Genomic DNA, 6,738 nt, shown 5'->3' with positions numbered 1-6,738 from the left:
GTTTTCTCGGCGGGGCGCTATAATGCGAGTATTACCCCAATGCGCCCCCGCCGGAAAACCACAGCCCAACGAAACAAGGCGAAGAGAACCCGTGGTCGGCCCACCGGGACGACCTCTGCAAAAGTTCTTTGGATACCTTTCTTTCAAGAAAGGTACGGTTCCAGCCTGTCACCAAAGAGTCACAAAAAACCGCACATATATATTTACCAGAACCTAACATCGTTTTATGAGATTGAGAATTGCCCTCGCCACCCTGCTCCTCGGGATTTTCGGGACGGGAGCCCACGCCCAGGTCGAACAGCCTGTGAGCTGGCGTTTCACCGCCACCGGCCAGCAAGCCGAGATGACCGCCGACATCGACATGCCGTGGCACATGTACGACATCGGGCCGTATGACGGAGGGCCCAACGCCACCACCTTTACCTTTACCCTGCCGAACGGCGTTTCGCTCGACGGCGGCATCCAGCAGAGCCCGGCACCGACCCGCGTACACGACGAGATTTTCGGCATGGAGATCGGCTACTTCGCCCGTTCCGCGAAATTCGTGCAACGCTTCAAATTCTCCCCCCAGCTCATCGCAGCCGGTAAACCCGTCACCATCAAAGGGAACGTCGAATGGCAAGTTTGCGACGACGAAAGCTGCCTGCCCCCCACCGACGAAGACTTCACCCTCACCCTGACCCCGCCGACACCCGCAGCCGGCGAAGCACTCGATACCCTCCCCGCCGCGCTCGACCAGCCCGCCGCAGCGGATCCCGAAGGAAAGATGGTGCGCGACGAAGCCATCTTCGTGACCCCTGAGGCGACCGCCGACACCACCGCCGTTTCCGGCGAAACCTCTTTCGCAGGGCTCGAACGGAACGAAAGCAAAAGCTTCTGGACCATCATCATCGAAGCCATCCTGTGGGGCTTTGCAGCCTTGCTGACCCCCTGCGTCTTCCCGATGGTTCCGATGACCGTCAGCTTCTTCCTGAAAGGGAGCGACAATAAGGCAAAAGGGCGCTTTATGGCCACCTTTTATGGGATTTCGATCGTCGCCCTCTACACCCTTCCCATCGCCGCCATCATCCTCATCACCTACTTCGTGGGCGGAGATTCGGTGACGGCCGACATCTTCAACTGGCTGGCCACACATTGGCTGCCGAACATTCTTTTCTTCCTGATTTTCATGATCTTCGCCGCCTCGTTCTTCGGCGCGTTCGAGATCACCATGCCCTCGAAACTCGTCAACCGGAGCGACTCCAAAGCAGACAAAGGAGGCCTCGTCGGCGTCTTTTTCATGGCCCTGACCCTCGTGCTCGTGTCATTCTCCTGCACCGGGCCGATTGTGGGCACCGTGCTCGTGAAATCGACCCAGGGCGCGATCTGGGAACCCATCTTCACCATGCTCGCCTTCTCGGCAGCGTTTGCACTGCCCTTCACCATTTTCGCCTTCTTCCCCTCGCTGCTCAAGAACCTGCCCAAATCGGGCGGGTGGCTCAATTCGGTGAAGGTAGTCCTCGGTTTTATCGAATTGGCGCTGGGGCTCAAGTTCCTCAGTGTCGCCGACCAGACCTACCACTGGGGGCTGCTCGACCGCGAAGTCTACATCGCCTTCTGGGTCGTGATCTTCTTCCTGCTCGGCCTCTACCTGCTCGGCAAGCTGAAATTCGCCCATGACAGCGACACGAAATACGTGAGCGTGAAGCGGCTCTTTTTGGCGATTATTACGTTTGCATTCGTGGTTTACCTGATTCCGGGGATGTTCGGGGCGCCGCTCAAGGCTTTGAGCGGCTATCTGCCGCCGCTCTCCACGATGGATTTCAACCTTTCGGCTTCTTCGGCGGGCGGTGTGTCTGTATCCGGCGGAGGGGCGGTGTCATCGCTCGACCGCTCAAAAATCGAAGGCGGTGCGCCGAAATACAGCGACTTCCTACATCTGCCTCACGGCTTGGAGGGATTCTTCGACTACGAACAAGGGATGGAATATGCCCGCGCAGTGGGGAAACCTGTTTTCCTCGACTTCACCGGCCACGGCTGCGTGAACTGCCGCGAGATGGAGGCCAACGTATGGAGCGATCCGACCGTGCAGAAGCTGCTGCGCGACAACTATGTGATTATCGCCCTCTACGTGGACGACAAGAAGCAGTTGCCGGAGAGCGACTGGGTGACCACCCCCGACGGGAAAGTGCGGAAGACCTTAGGCAAGATCAACGCCGCCTTCCAGATCGAACGCTTCGGGATCAACGCCCAGCCTTACTACGTGCTGCTGAACAACGACGAGAAGCCGTTGGTGACCCCTCGGTCATACGATTTGAACGTGAACGGCTTCATCAACTTTTTGGAATCCGGGCTTCAGGCCTACCGCCGCAACGCGCAGTAGCGACAGGCACGAACAAAGAACGGGGCGAAGATTTGGGCCGACACAGCCATTCGCCCACCACGGGGCCCCACAGGGGCTTTTACTAGGGTTATCACTGCCTTATTTAAGTGGGGCCTGCCTGGCCGACGCGTTCGCGTCATGGCGGGCGGCCGTTACTATTCCTTCTTAGCCTAACCGCGCGCGACTGCTGGAGTAGGAAATCATTCAAAGTGTCTTGCGCTTTGAATAAGATTTCCGCCAGCGCGCGGACAGAGAATTGGGGTAGAGGCAGTTTGAGGATGCGTCAGCATCCGTCGAAAGTTTTTCTGGTTCTCTTTGTTCACAACCGACGCTGCCAGCGAGTGCAATGCAAACGCAGTTTGCCAATTGCCGAGCGGCGAGGAGGAAGGCGAAGCCAACGAGAACAGTTTGAGGCGGGACAAAGCTCAGACCGCGCGCCACGCCTTAGGAGGGAAATCGTCAAAATGTGTCAGCGCATTTTGACAAGATTTCCCCAAGGCGCGCGGACAAAGAATTGGGGCTGAGGCTGCCCATTCTGAGTGCCGGGAGGCACCGCCCGTCCGGCGTAAGGACAGTACCCTCAAACCAAATCGCGTGCCGACGCCTTAACAGGAAAATCATTCAAAAGCGTTTTCCATTTTTGAATAAGATTTTCCCAAGGCGCGCGTAAGGCAGCCTCGATCCAAAGCCGGCCGGAGCCAGCGAGGCCGGAAATGAGCTCTGCGAAGTTGCAGGCCTACGCCTGGGGTGGCTCCGGCCCGCGCGGCTCTTCGAGCCGCAGGGCTTGGGCTGTGTTTTTCTCGCACTCCGGGGAAATCTTGTCAAAATGCGCTGACACATTTTGACGATTTCCCTCCTAAGGCGTAGCGCGCGGGGTTTTAACGCCTTTTTAGGTCGCCCGCGGAAATTCTTGCCGGATGGAACTGCCCTCAGGCCGGGCAGGCCCCGCTTAAATAAGGCAGTGATAACCCTAGTAAAAGCCCCTGTGGGGCCCCGCGGTGGGCAATCGGCAGCCTCTACCCCAATATTGCCGAGCGCGAGGAGGAAACCCAAAGTAAACTCTTGTAATAGCTACGCCTCACGCTCCGCAAGACTCAAACAACAAACACTATTCATATATATGGAAAAAGAAGAGACCACCCGACAGCAGAAAGTCGGCCGCCAGATACAGAAAGACCTCAGCGACATCTTTTTGAAAGAAGCCCGCCATCTCGTACAAGGCGCCATGGTCACCGTATCGAAAGTACGCGTCAGCCCCGACCTCGGCTTTGCGAAAATCTACCTCAGCGTTTTCCCCTTCGACAAAGGCGCCCCGATCCTCGCCGCCTTGCATGACCACGCCGGCACCATCCGCTTCGAACTTGGGAAACGCGTGAAAAACCAACTCCGGATCGTTCCCGAAATCGCCTTCGCCATCGACGACTCCCTGGAATACGTCGAACGCATCGAGAAACTGATTCAGGAATAACCCCACCCACACACCCAGACAACCTACCCCGGACACACCATGAAAACCACCCTGCTCGCCCCTCTCGCCTGTGGCTTAATGCTGCTTCTCGGCAACTCCTGCGGTCGTCAACCCCTCCCCTTGCCCGAAGCCGGACTGATCCCCCAGCCCGTTTCAGTCACCCGCGGAGACGGAAACTATAAACTGAAAAGCGGCATGACCATCTCCGCCGACTCCTCCCTGGAGCCCGTAGCGAACTACCTGACCGAAGCCCTGCGGAGCTCCTCCGCCCTTCAACTCGAAACCGCCCCCGGAGCCGAAACCGGGAACATCAACCTTCGCCTCGGCCTCGACGACCCGAATCCCGAAGCCTACACCCTGACCGTCGATCGCGACGGCATCGTCATCCGCGGCGCCAGTCCGCGCGGCGTAGCCATGGGGATAGCCACCCTGCGCCAGCTCGTCCCCGTCGACCCGACCGACAGCCGAATCCCCTACATCACCGTCAGCGACTCCCCTCGATTCGACTGGCGCGGCATGCACCTCGACGTCAGCCGCCACTTCTACACCGTCGACCAGGTCAAACGCTACCTCGACCTGATGGCCACCTACAAATTCAACAAATTCCACTGGCACCTGACCGACGACCAGGGGTGGCGCATCGAGATCAAACAATACCCCCTGCTGACCGACAGCGGCGCCTGGCGGAAACTGAACAGCCAGGATCGCGAATGCCTCGCCATGGCCGCGCGTGAAGACAATCCCGACATGCAGCTCCCCGAGGAACTGCTCCGCATCGAAAACGGCGACACCCTCTACGGCGGCTTCTACACCCAGTCCGAGATTCGCGACATCGTCGCCTACGCCGCCGCCCGCGGCATCGACGTCATCCCCGAACTGGACATGCCCGGCCACCTGATGGGCGCCCAGCAAGGCTACCCGTGGATCACCTGCACCGGTGAATCCTCCTGGGGAAAGAGCTTCTCCTCCCCCCTCTGCCCCGGCAAAGACTCCTCCCTGATGTTCGCCAAGAACGTCTACAGCGAAATATTCTCCCTTTTCCCCTACGAATACGTGCATCTGGGCGCCGACGAAGTCGAAAAGACCAACTGGAAAAACTGTCCCGACTGCCAGGCCCGGATCAAGACCTACGGCCTCGCCGACGAACAGGAACTTCAGGCCTGGTTCGTACACGACATGGAATCCCACTTCCGGTCGAACGGCAAAAAGATGATCGGCTGGGACGAGATCGTCGAAGGCGGCCTCTCGCCGACCGCCACCGTCATGTGGTGGCGCGACTGGGCCCCCGGCGCCGTGACCACCGCCACCGCCCAAGGCAACGACGTCATCATCTGTCCCGACTTCCTGCTCTACCTCGACTTCATCGAACAGGGCCGTGACCTGAAACGGATCTACGAAACCGAACCCACCGCCTACCGGGCCGAATGGCACCTCACGCCGAAGCAACAAGCCCGGATTCGCGGCGTACAGGGGAACGTCTGGTGCGAACGCATCCCGAGCGAACGACGGATGCAATATCAGGTGATGCCCCGTATGCTCGCCCTGAGCGAGATGGCATGGGCCCGTCCGGAAGCCAAGAACTGGGCCGACTTCGAACAGCGGTTCGCCGCCCAGGCGCCTTACCTGGATCGCCGCGGCATCAACTACCGGATACCCGACCTGACCGGCTTCAACGACCTCAACGTCTTCGCCGACACCACCACCGTCGAAATCGAGTGCCTGCTGCCGAACATCGACGTGCGCTACACCACCGACGGCACCTTCCCCACCCTCGAATCGCCGTTGTACACCGGGCCGATCACCGTGACCGAATCGACCCATTTCATTTTCCGTCCCTTCCGGCCGGACGGCACCGCAGGCGCCATGCAACGGGCCGAGTATCGGAAAGAGATCTATTCACCGGCCCAGCCCCTGCCCGACCGCAAGTTAGAGAACGGCGTCCGGATGCTCTATCACGACTTCCGCGGGCGGAAATGCGAAGAGATCGAACGGGCGAAAGCCGTGCGGAGCTACACCCTCGACAGCGTGGCGATTCCTCCGCGGATTACCGAATGGCTGGGGTTGATCTACACCGGCTACCTCGAAGCCCCCGAGAGCGGGATTTATACCTTCGAACTGATGTCCGACGACGGATCGCGGCTCTTCTTGGACGACGAGCTGCTGATCGACAACGACGGCCCTCACGGCCCTGTGACCCGCACCGCCCAGCGCGCCTTAGCCGCGGGATGGCACCGTCTTCGCGTCGAATACTTCGACATGAACAACGGCGGCGAGCTCACCTTGCGCTGGGCCACCCCGTCCGAACCGGAGCTCCACACCCTGACCGGTCTGAAGCACTGATCCGGCCTGCCGCCTCGTTCGCGCCACGACAGGCAACCGAACCAAGAACCGAGGTAGAAGCTGCCATATCGATGCTGGTTTTTGTCTTATTCGGGCAGACACGGCCAAAGCATCCCGCAGGGATGCGCTCTAAAGTTTCTTTGGTTCTTTCTGTTCACAGAAAGAACAGTTCCAGCCGGGAAGTGCCTAGACCGCGCGCCCCGCCTAAAGAAGCGATTCAACTATTTCGGCGGTGAGCCGAAATAGAATGAATCGCGCAGGCGCGCGAAAAAACTCGACTTCGAGCAAAAATCCGTCGCCCACCCGCTTAAAGAGGAATTTCGCTCATTTTGCGTCAGCAAAATCGAGATGAAATCCCAGCGGGCGACGGCAAGTGCGGCGGAGCGACAGCGGAGCCGCAGTGAGGCCGATACGGGGCAGTGCTTTTAGCCGAACTTTTGCGGCTCACAGAGCCGCGCAGTCCGCCGCCACCCCACGCGGCGGACTGCAACTCGACGGGGCTCGTTGCATTCACCGCTGGCGGCGAATTGCTATAGGCTGTGAGCGAATAGCTAAGTCCCCGTGTTAA

3 protein-coding genes are annotated in these 6,738 nt (G+C 59.4%); all 3 read left to right on the top strand.

All coding sequences use genetic code 11. The features are described from left to right. Window positions 1-226: 226 nt before the first annotated feature. Window positions 227-2,362, top strand: coding sequence for a protein-disulfide reductase DsbD family protein (locus tag ACTO3O_RS07635; RefSeq protein ID WP_297830214.1), 2,136 nt, complete (start codon window positions 227-229; stop codon window positions 2,360-2,362). A 1,120-nt stretch (window positions 2,363-3,482) separates the two neighbouring features. Next, window positions 3,483-3,830, top strand: coding sequence for a 30S ribosome-binding factor RbfA (rbfA, locus tag ACTO3O_RS07630; RefSeq protein WP_294592996.1), 348 nt, complete (start codon window positions 3,483-3,485; stop codon window positions 3,828-3,830). Between the two features lie 39 nt (window positions 3,831-3,869). Continuing rightward, window positions 3,870-6,170: a family 20 glycosylhydrolase gene (locus ACTO3O_RS07625; protein ID WP_297830870.1), complete on the top strand. Its 2,301-nt coding sequence runs from the start codon at window positions 3,870-3,872 to the stop codon at window positions 6,168-6,170. Window positions 6,171-6,738: the final 568 nt, after the last annotated feature.

The sequence above is a fragment of the Rikenella sp. genome (assembly GCF_056799795.1).
The sequence above is the reverse complement of the archived record's forward strand: the minus strand, read 5'-3'. Positions and strand labels throughout refer to the sequence as shown.